We start from the raw sequence: 25991 nt of genomic DNA, 5'->3' as shown, positions 1-25991 counted from the left end.
GAGGAGACCTCACCCTAAGCGTCCACGAGGTCGCCCGCCGTCACCGACACGCGTCAGCGCGGGCCCTTGTCCCCCTTGCCGAGCTTGTTGAAGTCGATCTTCGGAAGCTTGAAGCCCGGCGGCAGCCCCTGGCCGGCCAGGTCGTCCGGGTTCATCCCCGGCGGCAGCTGCGGCATGCCGCCCGGGAAGCCCGGAGGCAGCCCACCCTGCGCCCCGGCGCGCGGCCGGTTGCCGCCCTTGGTGCCCTTGCGCTTGTTCTTCGGCGACTTGGTCGCCTTGCGTCGACCGCCGCCGGGCAGGCCCATCATGCCGCCCATCTGCTTCATCATCTTCTGCGCGTCGGCGAAGCGGTTGAGCAGCTGGTTGACGTCCATCACGGTGACCCCGGAGCCGGCGGCGATCCGGGCCCGCCGGGAGCCGTTGATGATCTTCGGGGTGCTCCGCTCGGCCGGGGTCATCGACCGGATGATCGCGGTGACCCGGTCGAAGTGCTTGTCGTCCAGCTCACCGAGCTGGTCCTTCATCTGCCCCATGCCGGGCATCATGGCCAGCACGTTGGCGATCGGGCCCATCCGCCGGACCGCGATCAGCTGGTCGAGGAAGTCCTCCAGGGTGAACTGCTCACCGCCCATCAGCTTGGCGGTCATCTTCTCCTTCTGATCGGTGTCGAAGGCCTGCTCGGCCTGCTCGATCAGAGTGAGGACGTCGCCCATGCCGAGGATCCGGCTGGCCATCCGGTCGGGGTGGAAGACGTCGAAGTCCTCCAGCTTCTCGCCGGTGGAGGCGAAGAGGATCGGCTGCCCGGTGACCTCCCGCACCGACAGGGCCGCGCCACCCCGGGCGTCGCCGTCGAGCTTGGAGAGCACCACACCGGTGATGCCGACACCGTCGCGGAACGCCTCGGCGGTACGCACGGCGTCCTGACCGACCATCGCGTCGATGACGAAGATGACCTCGTCCGGCTGTACCGCGTCCCGGATGTCGGCGGCCTGCCGCATCATGTCGGCGTCGATACCGAGCCGGCCGGCGGTGTCGACGATGACGATGTCCCGGGCGGCCCGCCGGGCGTGCTCGATCGAGGCCCGCGCCACCTGCACCGGGTCACCGGTGCCGTTGCCGGGCTCCGGGGCGTACACCTCGACCCCGGCCCGGCCACCGAGCACCTGGAGCTGCCCGACGGCGTTGGGGCGCTGCAGGTCGGCGGCGACCAGCAGCGGCTGGTGGCCCTGGCCCTTGAGCCAGCGGGCCAGCTTGCCGGCGAGGGTGGTCTTACCGGAGCCCTGCAGGCCGGCGAGCATGATCACCGTCGGTGGCTGCTTGGCGAACTGCAACCGCCGGCCCTCGCCGCCGAGGACGTTCACCAGCTCCTCGTTGACGATCTTGATGATCTGCTGGGCCGGGTTGAGCGCCTGGGAGACCTCCGCGCTGCGGGCCCGCTCCTTGACGTTCGCGATGAAGCCCTTGACCACCGGCAGCGCGACGTCGGCCTCCAGCAACGCCATCCGGATCTCGCGCGCGGTGGCGTCGATGTCGGCGTCGGTGAGCCGGCCCTTGCCGCGAAGCTTCGTGAAGATCCCGGACAGGCGGTCACTCAAGGTGTCAAACACGCGAACATCCCGTTTGTCAGTCGTTCCGGCGGGCACAACGCGACCGGGCAGGTCCGGTCACCGTTAGGGTATCCCGCCACGCGTATCCCCCGCTGAGCGCCGGCCCACGGTCGGCCGGCCCGCCGGGCGTGGACGGTGAGAGGGGAACCCTTCTCTACCGAATGCGTTAACAGGGGGCCCTTCCTTACACCGCGGTGAGGACGGCGGCCTCCAAGCGGGCCCGTTCGGGGTCGGTGGGGGCGCCGCCGACCAGGTAGAAGGTGTCCACCACGTCGGCGCCGAGGGTGGCGATCCGGGCCGCCCGGACCTGGGCGCCGGCCTCGTCCAGCGCGCAGGCGACCCGGTAGAGCAGGCCGGCGGCGTCGGCCGCGCGCAGTTCCAGCAGGACCGCGTCGGTGGCCGCCTCCCGGTGCCAGACCACCCGCGGGGCGGCTCCCTCGCCCCGGGCGGCCAGCGCCCGGCCGCGCAGCCGTTGGGTGACCGAGACGTCGCCGTTGACGGCCCGGCGCAGGTCGGCGGTGAGCGCGATCGGGTCGGGTGCGAGCCCGTACCGGGGCTGCACCCGGAACTGGACCAGGGCCCGGCCGTCGACCGTGGCGGCATCCGCGGCGAGCACCTCCAGCCGGTGCAGGGCCAGGCAACCGGCCACCGTCGCGAGCAGGCCGCGTCGGTCCGCCGCGGCCACCGACACCCGGTCGGCAGCCAGGTGTACGACCGGCAGTGGCCCGGCCACCAGCGCCGGATCCGGGTCCGGTGGCGCCGGCACCACCCCGGTGTCCAGGGCGGTACGCACCCGGGAGACGAGTTCGGCGACCAGCCGTCCCTTCCAGTCCGACCAGGCGGCCGGGCCGGTGGCGGCGGCGTCGGCGCGTACCAGCGCGTGCAGCAGGTCCAGGGTGGTGGTGTCGCCTACCCGTTCGGCCACCCCGGCGATGGTCTTGGGGTCGGAGAGGTCCCGGCGGGTGGCCACGTCCGGCAGGAGCAGGTGCAGCCGGACCAGGGTGCCGATCAGCGCCGCCTCCGTCGCCGGCAGTCCCGTCCGGGCGGCCATCGCCTCGGCGATCGGTGCGCCGACCAGGCTGTGGTCGCCGCCGAGGCCCTTGCCGATGTCGTGCAGGAACGCGCCGAGCAGCAGCAGGTCGGGACGGTCGACGTCACGGGTGTGCCGGCTCGCCTCGTACGCGGTCTGCACCAGGTGCCGGTCGAGGGTGAACCGGTGCACCGGGTTGTGCTGGGGCAGGCTGCGCAGCCGGGTCCACTCCGGCAGCCAACGGTCGACCAGGCCGTACCGGTCGCAGGCCTCCCAGGCCGGCACCAGGCCGGCCCCCGCGCCGAGCAGGGTGAGCAGCGCGGCGCGGGCCTCCGGCGGCCAGGGGGCGGGCAGCGCCGGGCAGTACGCCGCCAGCCACTCGCAGGTGGCCCGGGCGATGGGCAGCCGGGTGGTGGCCGCCGCCGCGGCCACCCGCAGCGACAGGCTGGGGTCGGGGCGGGCGCCGATGGCGGTACGGGCCAGTACCAGCTCGCCGTCGTGCTCGACCACGTCCCGGGCCACGGGTCGACGCACCGGCGGCCCGGGGATCCCGCGGCGTCGCCCGGAGCGCATCCGGTCGGCGGCCCGCCAGGCGTCGTCGAGGGCGTGCCCGACCGTCCGGGCGTCCCCGGCGACCCGCCGCAGCACCAGGTCACCGTCGCGGACCAGACCCGGACCACCGTCGCCGGTCAGCGCACCGCCGCCGGTCAGGCCCACGCCCGGCCCACCGTCGCCGGCCACCGCCGCGTCCGGCCCACCGTCGCCGGGCCGGCCCGTGCCCGGGTCGGTGACGATGTCGGGGGCGCGCAGGCCGAGCAGGGCGGCGACGCCGTCGCGTTCCTGGGCGAGCAGTCGGTCCACCCGGCGGCCGACCTGCTGGTGCAGGGCGTCGCGGGTGTCCAGCAGCCGGCGGTGCGCGGCGTGCACCGCCGGGCGGAGCGCGTCGGTGACCCCGGCGGTGGCGATCGCCCGCAGGATGCCCACGTCGCGCAGCCCTCCGGCGGCCTCCTTGAGGTCACCTTCGAGCAGGAAGGCCAGCTCACCGTGGGCCTGCCAGCGGGCCAGGGTGATCTCCCGCAGCCCGGGGAGCTGACGGACGGCGGTGCGCCGCCAGTGGTCGGCGGCGGTGCGGATCAGCGAGTCGGCCAGCTCGCGGTCACCGGCGACGTACCGGGCGTCGAGCAGGCCGAGGGCGACCTTGACGTCGTCCTGGGCCACCGACAGCGCCTCGGCGACGGTGCGCACCGAGTGGTCCAGCCGGACCCCGGCGTCCCAGATCGGGTACCACAGCGACGCGGCCAGCTCGTCGACGCCGGGCACGCCGGCGTGCAACAGCACCAGGTCGAGATCGCCGTAGGGGGCGCACTGGCGCCGGCCGAGCCCGCCGACGGCGACCAGGGCCACCCCGGGCCGGGCCGGCAGCAGCGAACCCAACCAACGGTCGTACGCATCGGCCCGGGCCGCCCGGGCCGACGCCCCCACCCCGCCGGGCACGCCGACGGCCTCGTCGACCAGGCGTCGCGCGTCACCGCCCGGGGCGGATGCAGACACGTTCTTCCTGATCGACGAGGCCATGGTGGCAGCTCCGACTCAGAGTGCGTCGAGGCCGCGTTCACCGGTACGGACCCGGACGACCTCCTCGACTCCGGTCACCCACACCTTGCCGTCACCGATCTTGCCGGTCCGGGCGGCGCCCACGATCGCGTCGACGATCTTCTCGACGTCGATCTCGTCGGTGAGCACCTCCACCCGGATCTTGGGCAGGAACTCGACCGTGTACTCGGCACCCCGGTAGACCTCGGTGTGCCCCTTCTGCCGGCCGTACCCCTGGACCTCGCTGACGGTCAGGCCGGCCACGCCGAGGGCGTGCAGCGCCTCCTTCACCGCGTCCAGCTGGTACGGCTTGATGACCGCGGTCACCAGCTTCATGTCCAACCCCTCCATAGCAGGAACGTTAACCGGCGACCTTCTCGTTGGCCGGAACGGCGGGCTCCGCCTCCGGCGTGGTGCTCGACGCGGCAGCGGGGGTGCCGATGCCGGCCATCGCGAACGCCCCACCCGAGCTGCCACCGGCCGGGCTCAGGTCGTAGCCGCTCTCCGCGTGCTCGCTGAGGTCGATGCCGTTGACCTCGTCCTCGGCGGAGACCCGGAACCCGATGGTCTTGTTGATGACGAAGCCGAGCGCGAAGGCCACCACGAAGGAGTACGCCGTGACGATCAGGGCGCTCAGCGCCTGGACGCCGAGCAGGCTGACCCCGCCGCCGTAGAACAGGCCCTCGTTCTCCACCAGCGAACTGACCGAGCTGGTGCCGAAGAGGCCGATCCAGAGGCAGCCGATCCAGCCACCGACGAAGTGCACGCCCACCACGTCGAGGGCGTCGTCGTAGCCGAGCTTGTACTTCAGGCTGACCGCCAGGGCGCAGACCGCACCGGCGACCAGGCCGAGCAGGACCGCCGCCCAGGGGGCGACGAAGGCACAGGCCGGGGTGATCGCGACCAGACCGGCGACGGCGCCGGAGGAGGCACCGACCAGGGTCGGCTTGCCGTCACGCACCTTCTCCACGATCAGCCAGCCGAGCACGGCGGCGCCGGCGCAGATCTGGGTGTTCAGGAAGGCGATCGCGGTGGTCGAATCGGCGGTCAGCTCGGAGCCGGCGTTGAAGCCGAACCAGCCGAACCAGAGCAGACCGGCGCCGAGGGCGACCATCGGCACGTTGTGCGGCTTCATGGCCTCGCGGGGCCAGCCGAGCCGCTTGCCGAGCACCAGCGCCAGGGCCAGGGCCGCGGCACCGGAGTTGATGTGCACCGCGGTGCCACCGGCGAAGTCCAGGGCGCCGAGGCCGGCGCCGATGAAGCCACCGCCCCACACCCAGTGCGCCACCGGGAAGTAGACCAGGGTGGCCCAGCCGAAGGCGAAGAGCAGCCAGCCGGAGAACTTGGCCCGGTCGGCGATCGCGCCGCTGATCAGCGCGACGGTGATGACGGCGAACATCATCTGGAAGGCCATGAAGACGTAGAGCGGGATGCCGGTCTCGCCCCAGAGGTCGGTCTCGGCCATGAAGGTCTTGGTGCCGAGGTACTGACCGACGTTGCCGATCACTCCGCCCTGGTCATCGCCGAAGGCGATGCTGAAGCCGTAAAAGAGCCAGAGAATACTGATGAGCCCCATCGCGGAGAAACTCATCATCATCATGTTGAGCACGCCCTTGGACCGGTTCAGGCCGCCGTAGAACAGCGCCAGACCCGGCGTCATGAGCAACACGATCGCGCTCGATATCAGCAACCACGCGGTGTTGCCGGTATCGATCGTCGGTGCTTCAGGCACGCTGGCCTCCTAAAAGTGGGGTTCCCTCCTTCGCGGCTTCCGGGGCAGCGTCGCCCGTACGCCGGTTGCGCGGAACTCTCTCCGGCGGCTGTTTCACGGAACGTGCCCCGTCGATTTCCAAGGCGTGACGGCTTGTTTCCAACGTGTGAAGAAAACCGCACCATCGGCACAACGGCCGAGGTCGGCGGACCGGTCGGTGGAGGGGGTCTCCCCGACCCGGTCAGCGCAGCGCGTGCTCCAGGGCGTGCCGCTCGTAGTCGAGCAGGCGCAGGTCACGCATGGGGCGACGAAGGTGACCCTTGTGCACGATCCGGACGAAAGCCGGCTCGCCGGCGGCGGCCATCCGCCGGATCCCCTCGACGTGGTCGACGATCCGCTTGCGGATGGTCCGGATCAGCCGGTGCCGGTCCCGGGGGATCAGCCCGTACGCGTCGGCGAAGAGCCGCAGCCGGCGCGGCCGGTCCGGGCGCTTCCAGCCCAGGGTTATCGAGTCCCGGTCGGAGAAGATCGGCACCCAGGTCCAGGCGGCGTAGGCGACGTCGTAGATCCGCGCGCCGGGCGAGGCGAGGTCGAAGTCGATCAGCCCGAGGGTGCCGTCCGGTCGCCAGATCACGTTGTGCGGGGCGGCGTCGTGATGGCAGATCACCTCGGTGTCCGGCGGCGGCGGGCCGAACGAGCGCCAGACCGCCCCGGGCGGGGGCACGAAACCGTACTGGGCGTCGTGGAACATCCGCAGCATGGTGGCGACCGTCACCAGCGCCTCGTCGGTCACCCAGTGCCCGGCGAGCGGGTACTCCCCGCACTCCCCCTCCAGGTACGACAGCACCTCCCGGTTGCGCTCGTCCATGCCCAGCGCGCGGGGCGCACCGCTGAAGCCGACGTACTCCAGGTGGCGCAACAGGGCGTGCACGGCCGGTGTCCACGGGCCGGCGTTACGCCGGACGGTGTCGCCCACCCGGACCACGGTGCTGACGTTCCCGCCGTGCAGCGGGATCTCCTGCGAAGTCACGTACGGTCTCCCGAGGCGCGGCCCCGACTGGCGCGGATCACGCCACCCGGTGAAGGTGCGATCGTCGATGGTCACCCGAGGTTACGCGTCCCGGGCGAGCGGCTCGGTGCCGAGCAGCGCGTCGACGAACTGGGTCGGCTCGAAGGGCGCCAGATCGTCCGGCCCCTCACCCAGGCCGACCAGCTTCACCGGGATGCCGAGCTTGCGTTGCACGGCGATCACGATGCCGCCCTTGGCGGTGCCGTCGAGCTTGGTGAGCACCACCCCGGTGACGTTGACCACCTCGGTGAAGACCCGGGCCTGCTCCAGACCGTTCTGCCCGGTGGTGGCGTCCAGGATGAGCAGCGTCTCGTCGATCGGGCCGTGCTTGGTCACCACCCGCTTGACCTTGCCCAGCTCGTCCATCAGGCCGATCTTGTTCTGCAGCCGCCCGGCGGTGTCGATCAGCACGGTGTCCACGCCGGTGTCGATGCCCCGCCGGACCGCGTCGAAGGCGACGCTTGCCGGGTCGGCACCCTCCGGCCCGCGTACCGTCTCGGCACCCACCCGGCCACCCCAGGTCTGCAACTGGTCGGCGGCGGCGGCCCGGAACGTGTCGGCGGCGCCGAGCAGCACGGTACGGCCGTCGGCGACCAGCACCCGGGCGATCTTGCCGCAGGTGGTGGTCTTGCCGGCCCCGTTGACCCCGACCACCAGCAACACCGCCGGGGCGTCCGGCTTACCTGTGGTGTTCAGCGACCGGTCCAGCTCCGGGTCGAGGGCGTTCACCAGCTCGGCGGCGAGCAGCGCCCGCAGTTCGACGGCCGAGCGGGTGCCGAGGACCCGGGTACGCTCACGCAGCCGGTCGACGATCTCCCGGGTGGCGTCGATGCCGACGTCCGCGGTGATCAGGCTGTCCTCGATCTCCTCCCAGGCGTCCTCGTCCAGGTGGTCCCGGCTGAGCAGGCCGAGCAGCCCCTTGCCGAAGGCGTTCTGCGAGCGGGAGAGCCGCGACCGCAGCCGGATCAGCCGGCCGGCGGTCGGCTCGGGGACCTCCAGGGTCGGCGCGGGCGCCTCGACCACCGGTGGAGCCTCCACCACGACCCCGGTGGAGAGGTCGGCCTCCGGCGCCTGGACCTCCGGCGCCGTCCGCTCCGGCTCGACCGGTGCCGGCGGTGGCTCCTGCCGGCGGCGCAGCCGCGGCACCACCAGTCCGATGCCGCCCAGGATCAGCACACCGAGCAGCGCGAGGGCGATGAGGAGGTAATCCATGCCGAAATCCTGTCAGATGGCGGCGACGGCGTCCCAGGCACCGCACCCGGCAACCGCTCGACCAGCGGGTACGCTGCCGCTGGCAGGGGGTGGCGGGCCGGCCGAGCGGGTACAAATAAGAGATCGTCTCACCCCGAGGAGTTCCCGCATGCCTGAGTCCCGCCTGCTGATCGGCCCGTTGCTGCGACGGGTCGTCGACACCAGGGCGACGATCTGGGTGGAGACGAGCGGGCCCGCCGTGGTCACCGTCCGCACCGCCGACGGCGCCACCGGCAGCGCCCCCACCTTCTCCGCGTACGACCACCACTACGCGTTGGTGGTGGTGGAGGGGCTCACCCCTGACAGCGCCACGACCTACCAGGTGTCGATCGGCGACGAGGTGGCCTGGCCGCTGCCGGAGAGCGAGTTCCCGCCGAGCGTCATCCGCACCCGGGCCGCCGACGACCGCGACCAGCCGGTACGGATGATCTTCGGCTCGTGCCGGGAGACCACCCAGCACGCCACCACCCGCAAGCTGCCCCCGGACGCCCTCGACGCGTACGCCCGGCGGATGATGACCGCGGCCGGTGAGGCCGGCCGGCCCGACCTGCTGGTGCTCCTCGGCGACCAGGTGTACGCAGACGAGACCTCACCGACGATGCAGCGGCTGCTCAAGCGCCGCCGGCGGCGGCCCAAGGACGCCCCGGCAGACCAGGTGGTCAGCTTCGACGAGTACACCAAGCTGTACCTGGAGTCGTGGCGGGACCCGGAGATCCGCTGGCTGCTCTCCACCGTGCCGAGCGTGATGATCTTCGACGACCACGAGGTCATCGACGACTGGAACACCTCCGCGGCCTGGCGCGCGGACATGCGGGAGCAGCCGTGGTGGGCCGAGCGGATCGCCAGCGGACTGGCCTCGTACTGGGTGTACCAGCACCTGGGCAACCTGTCGCCGGACGAGATCACCGCCGACCCGCTGTACGCCAAGATCACCGCCGCCGAGGACGCCACCGAGGTGCTGCGCGAGTTCGGCGCCCGGGTGGACACCGAGTCGGACGTGGCCCACGACAACGACCGCTGGCGGGCCGTGCAGTACCAGTGGAGCTACTCGCTGGACCTGGGCCGCACCCGGCTGGTGATGCTGGACAACCGGTGCAGCCGGGTGCTGGAGCCCGGTCACCGGGCGATGCTGCCCGCCGGCGAGTGGTCCTGGTTCGTCGACCGGGCCCACGGCGTCTACGACCACCTGGTGGTGGGCTCCTCGCTGCCCTGGCTGCTGCCGCCGGGCATCCACCACGTGGAGTCGTGGAACGAGCGGCTGGCCGAGTCCGACCGGGCCTGGGTGGCCAAGTTCGGGGAGAGCCTGCGCCGCGCGCTGGACCTGGAACACTGGGCGGCGTTCCGTCGCTCCTTCGACGCGCTGGGCGCGCTCTTCGTGCGGATCGGCAGCGGGCAGCCGGGCACCTCCGGCGACCGGGTAGGCGCCGGTCCGGCGTACGCCCCACCGGCGTCGATCAGCGTGCTCGGCGGCGACGTCCACCACTCGTACGTGGCCCGGGCGCAGTTCGCCGAGCCGGAGATGCGCACCCCGGTGCACCAGCTCACCTGCTCGCCGATCCACAACCAGGTGCCGGCCGGGATGCGCCCGGTGATGAAGCTGGGCTGGGCGGCCGGGCCGGCGTCGGCCGCCCGCGCCCTGGCCCGCGCCGCCGGGGTCCGTCGCCCGACCGTGCGGTGGCGCAAGCTGGCCGGGCCGTACTTCGGCAACGCGGTGAGCACCCTGCGGCACGAGGGCCGGTCGGCGGCGGTGACCATCGAGGGCACCACCGGCGACGGCGAGCTACGCCCGGTAGCCCACCACCACCTCACCTGAGGTGTAAGGAAGGGCCCCTTCCTATCGCTTTCGGTGGTGCAGGGGCCCCTTGCAAACATCTGCCGCCGGCGGACGGGGAGTGGACGGGGAGTGGACGGGGAGTGGACGGGGAACCGCCGGGCGGGCCGCCACCGTACTCTTTCTCGGTGTGGACGAGGACCTGCCGGAGCCGCTGCGGGCGGTGGAGCACGAGCTGACCGCCCTGCTGCGCCGGGGTCGGGCCATCTCCTGGGAGATCGCCCGGGAGGTGCACCCCAACCTCGAACCCAACGCGTACGGGCTGCTGCTCTGGCTGCGCCGGTGCGGCTCGATCCGGCTGACCGAGCTGGCCGAGCGGTTGGGCATCGGCAAGGGCACGCTGAGCCGGCAGATCCAGGGGCTGGAGGCGCTCGGGCTGGTCCGGCGGGATCCGGATCCCACCGACCGACGGGCCGCCCAGCTCAGCCTCACCGAGCAGGGGCAGCACCGGTTCGACGCCGCCCGCGACTCCCGGCTGGGCCAGATCTGGCGCACCGTGCACGGCTGGCCGGAACAGGACGTGGCGGACTTCGCCCGGCTGTTGAGCCGCTTCAACGACGCCTGGGGCAGCCACAGCCAGGGTTGAGACCGCCGGTGGCGGTCACCACGAGGGCCGACACCACCGGTGGCGGGAACAGATCCGCGACGTCCCAAGTTGTTGCTTGAGGCAACAAAGTCATACGGTTGCCTCAGGCACCCAGTTCGACACCCGGCGGAGGCACGGCACGATGACCCAGGCGGCAACCATCCGTACGACCCCGGTCCAGATGAGCCACCGGCAGATCCTGGAGGCACTCTCCGGGCTGTTGCTGGGGATGTTCGTCGCGATCCTCTCCTCCACGGTCGTCACGAACGGGCTGCCACGGATCATCACCGAACTGCACGGCGGCCAGTCGGCGTACACCTGGGTGATCACCTCGGCCCTGCTGGCAACCACCGCGACCACCCCGATCTGGGGCAAACTCGCCGACCTGACCAACAAGAAGACACTGGTCCAGCTCTCCCTGGTGATCTACCTGATCGGGTCGGTGCTGGCCGGGCTCTCCCAGAGCACCGGCCAGTTGATCGCCTGCCGGGTGTTGCAGGGCATCGGCGCGGGCGGCCTCACCGCGCTGGCCCAGGTGATCATGGCGACGATGATCACGCCCCGGGAGCGGGGCCGCTACAGCGGCTACCTCGGGGCGGTGATGGCGGTGGCGACCATCGGCGGCCCGCTGATCGGTGGCGTCATCGTCGACACCCCGTGGCTCGGCTGGCGCTGGTGCTTCTACGTCGGGGTGCCGTTCGCCCTGGCCGCCCTGGTGGTGTTGCAGCGGACCCTGCACCTGCCGGTGGTCCGCCGGAAGGCGAAGATCGACTGGACGGGTGCCACGCTGATCACCGCCGCCGTCTCGACGCTGCTGATCTGGGTCACCCTCGCCGGTGACCGGTTCGCCTGGGGTTCCTGGCCGAGTCTGGCCATGGTGTCCGGCGCGGTACTCCTCGGCGCGCTCGCGGTGCTGGTGGAGACCCGGGCCGCCGAACCGGTCATCCCCCCGCACCTGTTCCGCTCGCGGACCATCACCCTGGCCACCGTCGCCAGCGTCGCGGTCGGCGTCGGCATGTTCGGCGTCTCGGTCTTCCTCGGCCAGTACTTCCAGGTCAGCCGGGGGCAGAGCCCGACCGTGGCAGGTCTGATGACGCTGCCGATGATCCTCGGCCTGCTGATCGCCTCCACCGTGGTCGGCCAGGTGATCAGCCGCACCGGCCGGTGGAAGCGGTACCTGGTCGCCGGCTCCGCGCTGCTCACCGTCGGCTTCACGCTGCTGGGCACGCTGCGCGCCGACACCAACCTGGTGCTGCTCAGCGGATACCTGGTCCTGGTCGGCGTGGGACTGGGCCTGACCATGCAGAACCTGGTGCTGGTGGTGCAGAACAGCGTGGGCCCGCACGAGCTCGGCGCGGCCAGCTCACTTGTCGCCTTCTTCCGTACCCTCGGTGGCGCGGTCGGCGTCTCGGCCCTCGGCGCGTTGCTGTCGACCCGGGTCACCGGCTACCTCAGCGACGGCCTGGCCCGGCTCGGTGTGCCGGCCATCGACGCCGGCGGCACCCTGCCCGACGTCAACGCGCTGCCCGCGCCGGTACGCGCGGTGGTGGAGAGCGCGTACGGCGACGGCGCCGGGGACATCTTCCTGGCCGCCGCCCCGTTCGGGTTGATCGCCCTGGTCGCGGTGAGCCTGATCAGGGAGGTGCCGCTGCGCCGGCACCACGACGACCCGCCCGCCGACGAGGTCGCGCGGCAGCCGTCGGCACCGGCCGCCGGCAGCCCGATCCTGGTCGGCGCCGACAGGCCACTGCCGGGCCCGAACCGCCAGCCGGTGGCTCAGCCGGCCGGCGTCAGCGCGGCCCGCAGGTAACGCAGGCCCGCCGGACCACTCCACCGGTACGCCGACAGCCCGGCCACCCGCGCGCCCCGGATCGCCCAGTCCTCGTCGTCGACGAAGAGCACCCGGGCCGGTGCGGTCGCCAACGCGGCGCAGGCTGCCTGGAAGTACTCCTTCGCCGGCTTGTTGAACCCGACCACCGAGGAGTTGACCACCACGTCGAACTCGTCGGCCAGCCCCAGCGCGGTCAGGTCGGCGTCGAGCACGTCGGTGGCGTTGGTGCCCAGCCCGACCCGGATCCCGGTGGCCCGCACCTCGCGGAGGAAGGCGAGCACCTCCGGGTCCACCTCGCCCCGGTAGCGCTGCCACTGGGCGACCGCCGTCCGGGCCCGCTCGGGGTCACCCACCGAGTCGGCGAGCGCGTCGGCGACGCTGCTCATCCACTCGGCGTGGCTGACCCGGCCGGTGAGCACCGGCTGCAGCCGCCCCCACTGGGTGGCGATCTCACCCAGCACCCCGTCGGAGAGCCCGTACTCCCGCTCCACCCCGGCCGCCACGGCCGGGTCGAACCGACGCAGCACCCCGTCGAGGTCCACCAGGAGCGCTGTCGCGCGTTCCCGAGCCACTAGATTAGTCCTCCCCCTCGGTCCGGTTGATCCGTTGACTGATCACCTGGGTCACCCCGCTGCGCATGGTGACCCCGTAGAGCGCGTCGGCGACCTCCATCGTCCGCTTCTGGTGAGTGATCACGATCAACTGGCTCTTCTCCCGCAACTGTGCCAGCAACGTGATCAACCGACCAAGGTTGACGTCGTCGAGCGCCGCCTCCACCTCGTCCATGATGTAGAACGGGCTGGGCCGGGCCCGGAAGATCGCCACCAGCATCGCCACCGCGGTCAGCGACCGCTCCCCGCCGGAGAGCAGCGAGAGCCGCTTGATCTTCTTGCCCGGCGGCCGGGCCTCCACCTCGACCCCGGTGGTCAGCAGGTCGTCGGGTTCGGTGAGGATCAGCCGCCCCTCGCCGCCGGGGAAGAGCACGGTGAAGACCTGCTCGAACTCGCGGGCGGTGTCGGCGAAGGCGCTGGCGAAGACCTCCAGGATCCGGGCGTCCACGTCGGAGACCACGGTGAGCAGGTCCCGGCGGGTGGCCTTGAGGTCCTCCAACTGCTCGGAGAGGAACTTGTAGCGTTCCTCCAACGCGGCGAACTCCTCCAGCGCCAACGGGTTGACCTTGCCGAGCAGGGCCAGCTCGCGTTCGGCCTTGGCGGCCCGCTTCTCCTGCACCGGACGCTCGTAGTCGACCGGCTCGGGCACCGGCAGCCCGTCCCGCTCGGCGGTCGCCACGTCGACCTGGGTCGGTGGCACCGGCTGGGTCGGGCCGTACTCGCCGATCAGGGTGGCCACGTCCAGGCCGAAGTCCTCGGCCGCCTTGGCCTCCAGCTGCTCGATGCGCAGCCGCTGCTCGGCCCGGGCCACCTCGTCGCGGTGCACCTGGCCGGTCAGCCGCTCCAGCTCCGCGCCGAGCCGTTTCGCCGCACCGCGTACCTCGGAGAGCTCCGCCTCGCGGGTGGCCCGTTCGCGCGCCACGGCGTCGCGATGCTCCTCGGCCCGCGCGATCGAGGTGGTCAGGTGGGCCAGCGCCGTCCGCGCGCCGCCGGCCACGGCGCGGGCGATCCCCGCCCCCCGGGTACGCGCCGCCCGCCGGGCCGCCGCGCGTTCCCGGGCGGCCCGTTCCGCGGTGGCCTGCCGGCGCAGCGAGTCGGCGCGGCCGGCGATCGAGGAGACCCGCTCCTCGGCGGTACGCACCGCGAGCCGGACCTCCATCTCGTTCTGCCGCGCCTGCGGCACCGTAGCGGCGAGCTGGTCACGGTCCTCGGTCGACGGCTCGGCGTCGGCCGGGGTCTCCTCGGCCAACCGGAGCCGTTCGGCCAGCTCGGCCAAGGTGGTCAGGTCGCGTTCCCGGGCCGCCTCGGCGCGGGACCGGGACTCGCCCAGCCGGTCCGTCTCGGCCCTGGCCGACCGGGCCGCCGCGCCCAGCTCGGCGAGCCGGCGGGCGGCGGCGTTGCGGTGGCTCTCGGCCTCCCGCTTGGCGGCGGCGGCGTGCTGCACCGCCTCCTTGGCCCCGGCCAGCTCGGCGCGGGCCTCGACGATCTGGTCCCGGAGTTCGGCGGCGCCGTGCTCGGCGGCGAGCCGGTTGGCCCGGGCCTCCTCGACGGCGGCGGTGACCTCGATGAAGCTGGGCGCCTTGGCCGACCCACCGGCCGCCGCGTACGCCCCGACGACGTCGCCGTCGGCGGTGACCGCCCGCAGCTCCGGATTGTCGGCGACCAGCTCGGACGCGGCGGTCAGGTCGTCGACCAGCACCACGTCGCGCAGCGCCCGGTGCACCGCGGGGCGCAGTTCGGCGGTGCACTCGACGAGGTCCGGCGCCCACCGGGCGTGCTCGGGCAGCCGGGGGCGCAGCGCGTCGGCGGAGCCGGTCATGCCCGGCCCGGCGGGGCTGCCGACCAGCAGGCCGGCCCGCCCGGCGTCGGCGATCTTGAGCAGCCGCATCGCCTCGACGGCCTCGTCCACGCCGCTGACCGCGACCGCGTCGGCCAGGCCACCCAGCGCGGCGGCCAGGGCCGCGGAGTGCCCGGGGGCGACGGTGAGCAGCTCGGCGAGGCTGCCGAGCAGGCCGGGAACCTCGTCGGCGCGGGCCAGCAGGGCGCCCGCGCCGTCCTTGCGTCGCAGGCCGAGGGCGAGGGCCTCCTCGCGGGCCTTCCAGGTCGCCGCGTCCTTCTCGGCGGCGCGTTCGGCGTCGGTCAACGACCGGACGGTCACCTGGGCCCGTTCCTGCGCGGCGACCGCCTCGGCGTGCCGGGTGTCGAGGTCGGCGTTGTCCCGGTCGGCCTCGGTGCTCTGCTCGGCGACCGCGTCCACCTCGGCCTGGGCCTGCTCGGCCCGGGCCAGCGCGTCGGCGTGGGCGGCGGCGAGCCGCTCGATCTCCTCCCCGGCGCTGGTGGTCCGGGCCCGGGCCGAGTTGACCTGACCGGTCAGTCTGGCCAGCCCCTCCCGCCGGTCGGCGATGGCCTTGGCCGCCGCGACCAGCTCCCGTTCGGCCGCGGCGAGCTGCCGTTCCAGCTCCTGCCGGTACTCGACGGCCTCGGCCAGCCGGATCTGGTCGTCGGTGAGCGCCGCACGCAGCTCCTCCTCCTGCTCCTGGACCCGCTCGGCCTCGGCCTCCAACTGGTCGGGGTCGCGGCCCGGCCGTTCGTCGTCGGCGGTGGCGCTGAGGTGCCGCAACCGCTCCCGGGCGAGCTGCTCGATGGAGCGGAACCGCTCGGCGAGAGCGGAGAGCTTGTACCAGGTGTCCTGGGCGGCGGCGAGCAGCGGCGCGTCGGCGGCGAGCGCCTCCTCCAGCTCACCGAGGCGGGCCTGCACCTCGGTGTGCTCCGCCTCGACCTGCTCGCGCCGGTGCCGCAGCGCGGTCTCGTCGGCGATCTCCTTGTCCAGGGTGGCCCGCAGCGTGGCCAGGTCGTCGGCGAGCAGCCGCAGCCGGGCGTCGCGCAGGTTGGCCTGGATGGCGGCGGCCCGACGGGCCACCTCGGCCTGGCGGCCCAGCGGCTTGAGCTGGCGGCGCAACTCGGCGGTGAGGTCGGTCAACCGGTTGAGGTTGACCTGCATCGCGTCGAGCTTGCGCAGCGCCTTCTCCTTGCGCTTGCGGTGCTTGAGGACCCCGGCCGCCTCCTCGATGAAGGAACGCCGGTCCTCCGGCTTGGCGTGCAGCATGCCGTCGAGCCGCCCCTGGCCGACGATGATGTGCATCTCCCGACCGATGCCGGAGTCACTGAGCAGCTCCTGGATGTCCAGCAACCGGCAGGAGTCGCCGTTGATCTCGTACTCGCTCTCACCGGAGCGGAACATCCGGCGGGTGATGGAGACCTCGGTGTACTCGATCGGCAACGCGCCGTCGGTGTTGTCGATGGTGAGGGTGACCTCGGCGCGGCCCAGCGGTGCCCGGCCGGCGGTGCCGGCGAAGATGACGTCCTCCATCTTGCCGCCCCGCAGGGCCTTGGCGCCCTGTTCACCGAGGACCCAGGCGATGGCGTCGACGACGTTGGACTTGCCGGAGCCGTTCGGGCCCACCACGCAGGTGATCCCCGGCTCCAGCTTGAACGTCGTGGCGGAGGCGAAGGACTTGAACCCCTTCACCGTCAGGCTCTTGAGATGCACCTTCTCGATCCTCGTCCGGTGGCCGCCGCAGGCGTCGCGGGCTGCGCGGACCTGGTTGACCCGCAGACTAACCCGGCCCTGCGGGCCCTCGGGTACGCGACCCGCCCCGGAAGGTCGACCGGGGGTCCCCGGACATGGCTGCGCGCCGGCACGAATGTGTCCGGCGCGCGTTTTGCGTGGTGCGATTCAGTTGTGCGAACCCATGAAGATCAGGTCAGCGCCGGCTCGGCCAGCCGGAGGAGGTCGTCCGCCTCCGACACAGCCGCCGCGAGCCGATCGTTCTCGGCACGCAGGCGCGTGATCTCGAACTCCATTGCCTGAACCCTGGCACGCAAACGGGTGACCTCGTCGAGCAGACGCCGGTCGGGCGCTGCACCTACGTGGCCGTAGAGGGCCTTCGCCATGCTGACTCCTTGATATGCGCTGCCGGAAAGGCCGGCCAACGCGCGCCCAATATGTACGCGACTGCCATCACCCGCGATATGCGGGCACGACCGGGCGCGACTGGCGACACCTACATATTGAGCCGAGACCCCCTCGTTCGTCAAGTTCTCGCAGGCCGTAGATCATCTCCACGTCGACCTGTCAACTTGCCGGGGCCACCCTCAGGCGCGGACACACTCTGTCCGGACGCCCTCACTCTACGCCCGGATCGCGGGTTCGGGCCATGGCCCGAGCGGTCTTCGTCTTAACTCTTTCTTAGCCACGTTGCTGCTGTTCGACCCCCCACGTAGCGTCACCACAGCCCATCACCGGACCCTGGAGGCAGACGGCGTGTACGGCTGGACCGACCCGACGGAGCAGGACCGCACCCAGCGGCGCACCGAGTCGCACCCCGACGAGCCGGCCTGGTTGACCGACCGTCCCGAGCCCCGGTCGAGCTACCTGTTCGGGGACGAACCCGACCAGTCACCCGAGCCGTCCGGTGCCCCGACGGACCCGCGCGGCGTCGCGGCAGACCGGCCAGGCGTCGCGGCAGACCGGCCAGGTGACCCGACGGACCCGCGCGGCGTCCCGACGGACCGGCCCGCCCCGCCGGCCCGGTACGCCGGCCCGGAGGCGGTCCGGGAGCCGGTCACCGCGTTACTGCCGGTGACCGTCGTCGCGAGCAACGAGACCGCCGAGCCCGACGCCGGCGCGCCCGTCCGGAGCCAGGGACGGCACCGCCCGCCCCGCCGGTTCACGCGGCCGGTCGTGATCGGTGGTGCCGCCGCCGCGGCCACCCTCGTGGTGAGCCTGGGAGTGGGTGCCCTGCTGCTGCCGGGCGACGAGGAACTGCCCGACTTCACCGGCCTGGCCGAGCAGAGCGCCCCGGCACTGCCGGCCCAGCCCGACACCCTGGCCGGCACGCCGACCAGCCCTCCGGTCACCGCTTCGCCGACGCCGAGCGCGTCGGCCAGCCCCTCGCCCTCGACCGCCAGCCCGACGCCGTCACCGGCCAGGACCAGCAAGGCCGCGCCGACGCCGGACCGGACCACCAGCGCGCCGTCGCGCCGCAACGTCGAGCGTGGCGGCACCGGCAGCGGCGCCACCACCAGGGCCACCACCGCCGCCGCCGACAGTGGTGCCGTCAGCGGCCAGGCACAGCAGGTCGTCGACCTGGTCAACGCCGAGCGGAGCAAGGCCGGCTGCGGGGCGGTCCAGATCGACGACAAGTTGATGACCGCGGCCCAGCGACACAGCCAGGACCAGGCCGACACCCGCAACATGTCGCACACCGGCAGCGACGGCAGCGACGTCGGCACCCGGCTGGACCGGGTCGGCTACACGTGGCGGACCTACGGCGAGAACGTCGCCTGGAACCAGCAGTCGCCGGCTGCCGTCATGGACGCCTGGATGAACAGCCCCGGGCACCGGGCCAACATCCTCAACTGCGCCTTCACCGAGATCGGCGTGGGGATCGCGACGAGCAACGGACCGTACTGGACGCAGAACTTCGCCGCCCCGCGGTAGGCGGCCAGGCGGCGCCGCTTGCCAGGCGGGGTCGCTTGCAGGCGGCGCCGCTTGCCAGGCGGGGTCGCCCGCGGTCAGCGACGTGGCCGGGGCTGGCAGCGAGGGCAGCTGTACGAGGAGCGGTTCATGAACGCCTCCCGACGGATCGGCGCCGCGCAGCGTGGACAGGGCTGACCCTCGCGGCCGTAGACGTTCAGCGACCGGTCGAAGTACCCGCTCTCGCCGTTGACGTTGACGTAGAGGGCGTCGAAGCTGGTGCCGCCGGCCCTGATGGCCTCGGTGAGCACGTCCCGGACCTGGTCGAGCAGCCGTGTCCCGGCCGGGCGGGTCAGCACGTCCGTCGGTCGGCTGCCGTGCAGCTTCGCCCGCCAGAGCGCCTCGTCGGCGTAGATGTTGCCCACGCCGGAGACCAGGGTCTGGTCGAGCAGTGCCCGCTTCACCTCGGTCCGCCGTCGGCGCAGCGCCGCGACGAAGTCGGTGGCGGAGAAGTCCGGGTCCAGCGGGTCCCGGGCGATGTGCGCGATCTCCGCCGGCAGCTGCGCCCCACCGGCCGAGACGGCCAGCCCGCCGAACGTCCGTTGGTCGACGAAACGCAGCTCGGGACCGTCGTCGGCGAAGCCGAACCGGACCCGCAGGTGCAGCTCGTCGGCGGCGCCCCGGGGTTGCAGCAGCAGCTGACCGGACATGCCGAGATGCCCGACGATCGCGTCGGTGCTGTCCAGGGGCAGCCAGAGGTACTTGCCCCGACGCCGTACGTCCAGCACCGTCCGACCGGCCAGCACGTCCGCGAAGTGCCGGTCACCGGGCAGGTGGCGGCGGACGGCACGGGGGTGGCGTACCTCGACCGTGGAGATCCGGCGGCCGACGACCCAGCGGGCCAGTCCCTGCCGGACCGTCTCGACCTCGGGTAGCTCAGGCACGGCGCTCGCCGGCCACGCCGACGTCCACCCCGGCCCGGTCGGCGTCGGGGCCACCGGGCGGCCTGCCGACGTCGGCAGGCCCAGCGTCGGCAGGCCCAGCGTCGACGCGCCGGCCGGCGTCGTGCCCGCCGACATCGTGGTGCCCACCCACATCGTGGTGCCCACCCACATCGTGGTGCCCGCCGTCGCCGTGGTGCCCGTCACCGGCGGGACCGGCCGTCACGGCAGCGGCCGCCGCCTCGGCCTGCCGGGCCGCCTGGGCCTGCTCCTCCAGGATCCGCCAGGCGGACTCGGCGGCCCGCTGCTCGGCCTCCTTCTTGCTGCGCCCCTCGGCCCCGCCGTAGCGGTTGCCGGCCACCACCACCCAGGCGGTGAAGGTCTTCAGGTGGTCCGGGCCGGTGCCCTCGATCCGGTACTCCGGCACGCCCAGCCCGAGCGCCGCGGTCAATTCCTGCAGGCTGGTCTTCCAGTCCAGCGCCGCGCCCCGGCCGGCCGACTCGGCCATCAGCGGGTCGAAGAGCCGGTGGATCACGATCGCCGCGGTGTCCAGCCCGTACTGCAGGTAGATCGCCCCGAGTAGGGCCTCCAGGGTGTCGGCGAGGATGCTCGCCTTGTCCCGGCCGCCGGTGCTCTCCTCCCCCTTGCCGAGCAGCAGGTAGGCGCCGAGCCCGTCCGGGCCCAGGCCCCGGGCCACCTCGGCCAACGCACGCATGTTGACCACGCTGGCCCGCAGCTTGGCCAACTGCCCCTCGGGCAGGTCCGGGTGGTTGTGGAAGAGCGCGGTGGTGATCACCACGCCGAGCACCGAGTCGCCCAGGAACTCCAACCGCTCGTTGGTGGGCAGGCCACCGTTCTCGTAGGCGTACGAGCGGTGGGTCAGCGCGCGTTCCAGCAGCTCCGGATCGAGCGTGACGCCGAACGCGGCCTCCAGATGGCCGACGGGAGCACGCCGCCGCTTGTCGTTGGTCATTATGCGGTTACCTCGGTGTCGGTGGTGCGGTCGGTTCGGTCGACTGGCTCGCCGGCGATCAGCGCGGCGACCGTGGCGGTGGCGGCCCGACGCCACAACCGGGCGGCGAGGGTGATGCCGGAGGCGATGTCGTCGGCCCGCGCGGAGCCGTGGCAGACCACCACGGTGCCGGAGACGCCGAGCAGGGCGGCCGCCCGGGGGGCGCCTCCACTGGCCGGCGCGCCACCGGCCATCGCGTACGCGCCCTCGATCGCCTTGAGCAGCACGTTACCGGTGAAACCGTCGGTGACGACGACGTCGGCACGGGCACCGAGGGCCACGTCGTACCCCTCGACCAGGCCGATGTAACGGCCGTCGCAGGGCAGCGGCCCGACGGCGAGCAACGGATCGGCGGCCCGGCGGGCCCGGTCGCCCTTGCCGGCCTCGGTACCCACCGAGAGCAGGCCGACCCGGGGCGCGGCGACGGCGTGCGCCACCGCGGCGTAGGCAGCACCGAGCACGGCGTGCCGGGAGAGGGTGGCCGGGTGCGCCTCCAGGGAGCCGCCGACGTCGAGCAGGACGACCGGTCCGTCGATCGCCGGCAGGGTGGCGACCAGCGCCGGTTGGCGTACCCCGGGCCAACGGCCGAGGCCGAGCACGGCGGCGGTCACCGTCGCGCCGGTGGAACCGGCGGAGACCAGGGCGTCGGCCGCGCCGGTCCGGACGGCGGCGACCGCCGCCCGGACGGTGCTGTGGCTGCGGGCGGCCCGGGTGGGGTACTGCTCGGACATGGCGACGACGTCGCGCACCGGCCGAACGGCGATCCGGGCCCGTTGGGCAAGGTCGAGAGCGTCGACCACCTCGGCGGCGGTCTCCGCCGGGCCGACGAGAAGCAGGTGCAGGTCGGGGTCGGCACGGACGGCCCGCAGAGCGCCGTCAACCACGACGGCGGGAGCGTCGTCCCCGCCGAGGAGGTCAACGGCGATCCGCGCGGTGCCCGGCTCCACCGCTACGCCGGCCGGAGCGGGCCGGTCGGCGTCGGCGGAGTCCGGGTCACCGGGCGATCGCCAGGTGGGACGTGCCACCCGACCCGGGGTCGGGGGCGTCACGCGGCGTCCAGGTCAGACCTCGAGAACCTGGCGGCCGTTGTACGTGCCGCAGACGGAGCAGGCAGCGTGCGGCAGCTTGGCCGACTTGCACTGCGGGCAGGCCACGGTCGCGACCGCCGCGGCCTTCCAGTTCGCCCGGCGGGACCGGGTGTTGCTGCGCGACATCTTGCGCTTGGGGACGGCCACGGTTCTTACTCCTCTGTACGGGTCAGTTGCGACAGGCCCGCCCAACGCGGGTCGACCTGCTGGTGGCTGTGGTCGGCCGGCAGTTCGTCCCAGTGCACCCCACACTCGGGGCACAGCCCTGGGCAGTCCTGGCGGCAGAGCGGATTGGTCGGCAGGGTGAGCACCACCGCGTCCCGCACCGCCGGCTCCAGGTCGATCAGGTCTCCCTGCATCCGACCCACCTCGTCGTCTTCGGTCGTGGCGTCCGTGGTGCTGTTCTCGTACGCGTACAGCTCCTGGACCGTCACGGCCACCGAGTCGTGGATCTCGCGCAGGCAGCGACCGCACTCGCCCCGGACGGGACCGCTGACGGTCCCGGAGACGAGCACCCCCTCGGACACCGACTCCAACCTCAGATCGAGGTCGAGGTCCGCGCCCTCCGGCACGCCGACCATCTCCACGCCGAGGTCCGCCGGTGCCGGCACGACCCGCTTGACCGTACGCAACGCGCCAGGTCGGCGCGGCAGTTCCCTCGCGTCGAGGACCAGCGGCGACCTGGGGTTGAGTGGCGATGGCGAGTGTTTGGGCATAGTCAGACTCCGGCCGGTGAGAGGCCGACACACGAGGTTACCTGGGACAGCGACCCCCCGTCGAACCGGGGGCGACGCCCAGCAGCGTCGTCGGCTGCGGCGATACCGCTCGGAAGGTTCGGCGATACCGCTCAGAAGGTTAACGGGCGCTCGGTCTCGTCACCCGCGAAGGTGCCGATCTCGCGTAGCGCGTGCATCTTGTCCCGGCCACGTTCGATCGAGGCGAGCGCCCGGGTGAGGAACTGCTCGAAGTTGGCAAGCGCCGTGTCGACGTAGTCGTCCACCTCCGCCCGCAGCCGCTGGGCCTCGGCCCGCGACTCGGCGACGATCCGGGCCCCCTCGTGCTCGGCCGAGACCGTGATCTCGTTCACCGAGACCAGGCGGGCGTGTTCCGCCTCACCCTCGCTGATGATCCGGTCGGCCTCCCGCCTACCGGCATCCATGATCTTGTCCCGCTCCTCCAGGAGCGCCGCGGCACGACGCAGGTCGGCGGGGAGTTCGGCGCGCAACTCGTCCAGGGCGGCGATCACCTCACCCCGGTCGAGCATGCAGTTGTTGCGGGACATCGGCACGGATCGTGCCGTCTCCACCATGGCGATCAGTTCGTCGATGCGATCGAGCGGGTCCACCGGTACCTCACTCCTGTCGTTCGTCGGCCGACCTCCATGATGCGGGCTGCGGCCGGGTTCCCGCCCCACATGATGTCGCGCACCGGCCACCCGCACCCGGCCACCCCGTCCCGGCGCGTCGCGCCGACCCCACTCCGACGCCCGGACCCCGGCCCCGGCCCCGCGCTGACGGTCGCCGGCCCCGCGCTGGCGCTGGCGGTCGCGCCGGCGGTGTCGGTTGCGGTCGCGGTGTCGGTCGCGGTCGCGGTCGCGGTCGCGGTCGCGGTTGCGGTTGCGGTTGCGGTTGCGGTTGCGGTGAGAAGGGTGCCCTTCTCTACCGGAGGCGTTAACAAGGGGCCCTTCCTTGCACCTCAGTCGCGGAGGGAGGGGTCCAGGCGGGCGGCCAGAGCCTCGCGCACCAGGTCGGGCACGTGCGGGGAGACGTCGCCGCCCCACTTGGCCACATCCTTGACCAGGCTGGAGGAGAGGAACGAGTAGAGCGGGTTGGTGGGCATGAAGAGCGTCTCCACCCCGGCCAGGCCGATGTTCATGTGGGCCATCTGCAACTCGTAGTCGAAGTCGCTGACCGCCCGCAGGCCCTTGACCAGGACCGTCGCCTGCTGGGCCCGGCAGAAGTCGACAAGGAGCCCACGGAACGACTCGACCCGGATGTTCGGGTACGAACTGGTCACCTTCTGGAGCATGTCGATGCGTTCCTCGACGGTGAACAGCGACGTCTTCGACTGGTTGATCAGCACCACCACGATCACCTCGTCGAAGAGCCGACTGGCCCGACCGACGATGTCGAGGTGTCCGTTGGTGACCGGATCGAACGAGCCGGGGCAGACCGCACGTCTCATGATCGGCGACCGTACCAAAGGGTGGTCTCGCCGTACCGCCGACTGCGGTGACACGTGACGCCTTCCACCCAGGTGAACTCGCCCCTGCGACTGGCCCGCTCGATCACGACCAGGGCGTCGTCGGCCAGCCAGCCACCCTCGACCAACGCGGTGAGCATCGCGGTCACCTCCTCGGCCGGCACCGCGTACGGCGGATCGGCGAAGACCACGTCGTAGGGCTCGCCGTCGCAGCCGGCGGCCAGCGCGGTGGCTACGCGGGCGGTGACCAGGCGGACGGCGGGGCCGGCGCGCAGCGCGGCGATGTTCTCCCGGATCACCCGGGCGGCCCGGGGGTCGGACTCGACAAGCAGGACGTGTCCGGCACCCCGGGAGAGCGCCTCCAGCCCGACCGCGCCGGAACCGGCGTACAGGTCGGCGACACGGGCGCCGGTCAGGTCGAGCGCGGCCTCCACCGCACTGAACAGCGCCTCGCGGACCCGGTCCGAGGTGGGACGGGTCCCGGCGCCGGGTGGGGCGGCGATCCGCCGCCCGCCGAGCGTGCCGGCCACGATCCGGGTCACCGACGCCTCCTGGGCACCGCGTCCGACGTCTTCACCACCCCGACGCTACGCGACCACGCTGGCGGCGTCGCGGACACGGTAGGTGTCGATCAGTAGTGGACGGCGTCACCGTAGGTATATCAATGATCTCAAATTCATAACATGACTATTAGGGTCCGCTGAGGGCTGTGCCGCATCCGGCGTTGTCGCTAGGGTCTGCCGGGTGTCGGCGGTGGTTCGCCGACCCACGGTGTCGGGGAGGCACTGGCCCTGCGGGACGCGCCCGAGCCGACGGCAGCGACCGCTCACCGCCGCCCCGTGCCGTACCCCTGAACGCTCTTCACCCCGGGAGTACGTGTGATCCGTCCCCCGCTGTCGCTGCGGCGACCGCTCGCCCTGGCTGCCGCCTCGTTGCTCGGCCTCACGGCGTTCGCGGTCTCGTCGCCGGCGAGCGCCTCCGCCCCGTCGCCGACGCCTTCGGCCAGCGCGTCGACCGAGCCGGCCCAGCCCCCCGCCCCGGTCTGCGTCAGCGCCGAGGACGCCCGGTACACCCACACGTTCGACGGCCCCAAGGGTGAGGCTTCGATCACCCTGGTCAACGGCCCGCTCTGCGCCGGCCAGGAGCAGGACGTGGCCCTGGTGTCGTACCTCGCGCCGTCGGCGCGCTTCGCCACCCCGCAGTACGTCTTCGACAAGTCGGTGAAGAAGTTCACCGGTGCCGCCGAGGGTGAGCTCCAGCAGGCCAAGCTGGACTTCAAGGTCGAGGTCCCGGCCTGCTTCACGCAGACCGACTTCGTCTTCGGCAGCGAGATCATCGACCCGCTGGACGAGAAGAGCGCCCGGTACGGCGACCGCAAGATCGGTAGCCCCTCCGGCATCGGTTCGCGCTCCAAGGGCCCGCAGGGCTGGTACAACGGCGGCAAGGACACCTGCGTCGCCGCCCCGGCCGTGGAGGCCACCAGCGACTGCGACGGCAAGGTCACGCTGACCCTGGTCAACCGGGGCAACATCAAGGCGACCTTCCAGGTCACCGGCAGCGGCGAGTACACCGAGCAGGTCACCGTGGCGGCCGGCGAGCGCAAGAGCCACGAGCTCACCGCCGAGCAGGCCAAGGAGATCGAGGTCTCGGCCAAGGGCATGGAGACCTGGAAGGGCGGCTACGAGAAGCCCGAGGACTGCAAGCAGCCCGAGGTCGGCGTCCCGGACGGCACCTACACCTCCACCTGCGACGAGATGATCTTCGAGATCAAGAACCCGGAGAACGGGATCACCGTCAACTCGACCTTCACCCCGAGCAAGGGCAAGGCGAAGACCGTCGCGGTCGAGCCGGGCAAGACCGAGAAGGTCACCTTCCCGGCCAGCAAGGGCTTCACCGTCACCGTCACCGGCGACCTGGACTCCGGCGGTCCGCTGAAGTGGACCGAGCCGAAGGAGTGCAAGGACAAGGACGACGAGGGTGGCTCCGGCGGCGGCGACACCGAGGAGGAGGGCCTCCCGGTGACCGGTGCGGCGGCCGGTGGCATCGCCGCCGGCGCGGCGGCCCTGCTCGCCCTGGGCGCGGTGCTCTTCGTCGTCGCGCGGCGTCGTCGGGTGCACTTCACCGCCTGATCCGGCAATGAACGCCTGAT

At 72.5% G+C, this 25991-nt stretch carries 20 protein-coding genes and 2 pseudogenes; 5 read left to right on the top strand and 17 right to left on the bottom strand.

Features of this window, described 5'->3' with window-relative positions; all coding sequences use genetic code 11:
• Positions 1–53: 53 nt before the first annotated feature.
• From ffh to ftsY, 6 genes and pseudogenes are all read right to left on the bottom strand, one after another.
• Positions 54–1607 (bottom strand): signal recognition particle protein, encoded by a 1554-nt coding sequence (gene ffh, locus GA0070617_RS08695; protein WP_091435494.1) that lies wholly within the window; start codon positions 1605–1607, stop codon positions 54–56.
• A 184-nt stretch (positions 1608–1791) separates the two neighbouring features.
• Positions 1792–4119, bottom strand: a pseudogene (locus GA0070617_RS08690) ([protein-PII] uridylyltransferase); the annotation flags it as partial.
• A 108-nt stretch (positions 4120–4227) separates the two neighbouring features.
• Positions 4228–4566, bottom strand: coding sequence for a P-II family nitrogen regulator (locus GA0070617_RS08685; RefSeq protein WP_007456507.1), 339 nt, complete (start codon positions 4564–4566; stop codon positions 4228–4230).
• Positions 4567–4591: 25 nt separating this feature from the next.
• Positions 4592–5962, bottom strand: coding sequence for an ammonium transporter (locus tag GA0070617_RS08680; protein WP_091435492.1), 1371 nt, complete (start codon positions 5960–5962; stop codon positions 4592–4594).
• 220 nt (positions 5963–6182) lie between these two features.
• Positions 6183–7046: an aminoglycoside phosphotransferase family protein gene (locus GA0070617_RS08675; protein WP_175440472.1), complete on the bottom strand. Its 864-nt coding sequence runs from the start codon at positions 7044–7046 to the stop codon at positions 6183–6185.
• Positions 7047–7052: 6 nt separating this feature from the next.
• The gene (gene ftsY / locus GA0070617_RS08670) at positions 7053–8222 is read right to left on the bottom strand and encodes a signal recognition particle-docking protein FtsY (RefSeq protein ID WP_091435491.1); all 1170 of its coding nucleotides are present in this window, start codon (positions 8220–8222) and stop codon (positions 7053–7055) included.
• 148 nt (positions 8223–8370) lie between these two features.
• Between ftsY and GA0070617_RS08665 the strand changes: the two genes are divergently transcribed.
• From GA0070617_RS08665 to GA0070617_RS08655, 3 genes are all read left to right on the top strand, one after another.
• Positions 8371–10074 carry an alkaline phosphatase D family protein gene (locus tag GA0070617_RS08665; protein WP_091435490.1) on the top strand — a complete coding sequence of 568 codons (1704 nt, stop codon included), beginning with the start codon at positions 8371–8373 and terminating at the stop codon, positions 10072–10074.
• 148 nt (positions 10075–10222) lie between these two features.
• A complete protein-coding gene (locus tag GA0070617_RS08660) occupies positions 10223–10678 on the top strand; it encodes a MarR family winged helix-turn-helix transcriptional regulator (protein ID WP_229688089.1) in 456 nt (151 codons plus the stop codon).
• A 142-nt stretch (positions 10679–10820) separates the two neighbouring features.
• A complete protein-coding gene (locus GA0070617_RS08655; RefSeq protein ID WP_091435489.1) occupies positions 10821–12488 on the top strand; it encodes an MDR family MFS transporter in 1668 nt (555 codons plus the stop codon).
• On the opposite strand, the gene GA0070617_RS08650 is transcribed toward GA0070617_RS08655, so the two are convergent.
• From GA0070617_RS08650 to GA0070617_RS08640, 3 genes are all read right to left on the bottom strand, one after another.
• Positions 12455–13081, bottom strand: a complete 627-nt coding sequence (locus tag GA0070617_RS08650) for an HAD family hydrolase (protein ID WP_091435488.1) — start codon at positions 13079–13081, stop codon at positions 12455–12457. The genes GA0070617_RS08655 and GA0070617_RS08650 overlap by 34 nt on opposite strands.
• A 4-nt stretch (positions 13082–13085) precedes the next feature.
• On the bottom strand, positions 13086–16670 hold the full coding sequence (smc, locus tag GA0070617_RS08645; RefSeq protein WP_091435487.1) for a chromosome segregation protein SMC: 3585 nt from the start codon (positions 16668–16670) through the stop codon (positions 13086–13088).
• Between the two features lie 209 nt (positions 16671–16879).
• Complete coding sequence (locus GA0070617_RS08640; RefSeq protein WP_067360080.1) at positions 16880–17074, bottom strand: hypothetical protein; 195 nt, start codon at positions 17072–17074, stop codon at positions 16880–16882.
• A gap of 370 nt (positions 17075–17444) precedes the next feature.
• On the opposite strand from GA0070617_RS08640, the gene GA0070617_RS08635 reads away from it, so the two are divergent.
• On the top strand, positions 17445–18623 hold the full coding sequence (locus GA0070617_RS08635; RefSeq protein WP_091435486.1) for a CAP domain-containing protein: 1179 nt from the start codon (positions 17445–17447) through the stop codon (positions 18621–18623).
• Between the two features lie 74 nt (positions 18624–18697).
• Here the strand turns inward: GA0070617_RS08635 and mutM are convergent, their stop codons facing one another.
• The 8 genes and pseudogenes from mutM to rsmD all read right to left on the bottom strand — a co-directional run bounded on the left by mutM (position 18698) and on the right by rsmD (position 24384).
• Complete coding sequence (mutM, locus tag GA0070617_RS08630) at positions 18698–19543, bottom strand: bifunctional DNA-formamidopyrimidine glycosylase/DNA-(apurinic or apyrimidinic site) lyase (RefSeq protein WP_091446114.1); 846 nt, start codon at positions 19541–19543, stop codon at positions 18698–18700.
• 205 nt (positions 19544–19748) lie between these two features.
• A pseudogene (gene rnc, locus GA0070617_RS08625) lies at positions 19749–20513 on the bottom strand (ribonuclease III); the annotation flags it as partial.
• Entirely contained in the window at positions 20513–21499 is a 987-nt protein-coding gene (locus GA0070617_RS08620; protein ID WP_091446112.1) for a phosphate acyltransferase PlsX, read from the bottom strand. The gene GA0070617_RS08620 and the pseudogene rnc, both read right to left, overlap by 1 nt.
• A gap of 114 nt (positions 21500–21613) precedes the next feature.
• The gene (rpmF, locus tag GA0070617_RS08615; protein WP_091435485.1) at positions 21614–21787 is read right to left on the bottom strand and encodes a 50S ribosomal protein L32; all 174 of its coding nucleotides are present in this window, start codon (positions 21785–21787) and stop codon (positions 21614–21616) included.
• 5 nt (positions 21788–21792) lie between these two features.
• Entirely contained in the window at positions 21793–22356 is a 564-nt protein-coding gene (locus tag GA0070617_RS08610) for a YceD family protein (RefSeq protein ID WP_091435484.1), read from the bottom strand.
• Positions 22357–22487: 131 nt separating this feature from the next.
• Positions 22488–22985, bottom strand: coding sequence for an SPFH domain-containing protein (locus GA0070617_RS08605; protein ID WP_091435483.1), 498 nt, complete (start codon positions 22983–22985; stop codon positions 22488–22490).
• A 350-nt stretch (positions 22986–23335) separates the two neighbouring features.
• Positions 23336–23824: a pantetheine-phosphate adenylyltransferase gene (gene coaD / locus GA0070617_RS08595; RefSeq protein ID WP_091435481.1), complete on the bottom strand. Its 489-nt coding sequence runs from the start codon at positions 23822–23824 to the stop codon at positions 23336–23338.
• Positions 23821–24384: a 16S rRNA (guanine(966)-N(2))-methyltransferase RsmD gene (gene rsmD, locus GA0070617_RS08590; protein WP_091435480.1), complete on the bottom strand. Its 564-nt coding sequence runs from the start codon at positions 24382–24384 to the stop codon at positions 23821–23823. Before rsmD ends, coaD begins: the two co-directional genes overlap by 4 nt.
• Positions 24385–24720: 336 nt before the next feature.
• On the opposite strand from rsmD, the gene GA0070617_RS08585 reads away from it, so the two are divergent.
• The gene (locus tag GA0070617_RS08585) at positions 24721–25971 is read left to right on the top strand and encodes a hypothetical protein (protein WP_091435479.1); all 1251 of its coding nucleotides are present in this window, start codon (positions 24721–24723) and stop codon (positions 25969–25971) included.
• The last annotated feature ends 20 nt before the right edge of the window (positions 25972–25991 follow it).

The sequence above is a fragment of the Micromonospora yangpuensis genome (genome assembly GCF_900091615.1).
GTDB lineage: Bacteria > Actinomycetota > Actinomycetes > Mycobacteriales > Micromonosporaceae > Micromonospora > Micromonospora yangpuensis.
This window is presented reverse-complemented; position numbering and strand designations above follow the sequence as displayed.